At 63.1% G+C, this 406-nt stretch carries 1 protein-coding gene; it reads left to right on the forward strand.

The features are described 5' to 3' along the window. The coding region (locus AC1DY7_RS31365) for an aldehyde dehydrogenase family protein (protein WP_477497659.1) at positions 1–406 on the forward strand (406 nt) is incomplete at both ends.

Below are 406 nucleotides of genomic sequence, written 5' to 3' on the forward strand. Positions count from 1 at the left end.
GATTACGCGCAAGGCTGGCCCGGCGCTGGCTGCTGGCTGCACGATCATCCTCAAGCCGGCAGCCCAGACGCCGTTTTCGGCTATTGCGCTTGCGGTGCTCGCCGAGGAGGCGGGGGTGCCGAAGGGGGCTTTTTCGGTCATCACCGGCAACGCACGGCCGATAGGAGAAGAGTTTTGCGATAATCCCAAGGTCGCAAAGATCACCTTCACAGGCTCGACGGCGGTGGGGCGCTGGCTGATGTCGCGTGCCGGCAACAGCATCAAGCGGCTCTCGCTGGAACTCGGCGGAAACTCGCCCTTCATCGTCTTCGAGGACGCCAATCTCGACCGGGCCGTCAGTGGGGTAATGGACTCGAAGTTTCGCAATAGCGGCCAGACCCGCGTCTGCGCCAACCGGATTTTCGTG

The organism is Mycobacterium sp. P2_H7 (assembly GCF_056403275.1).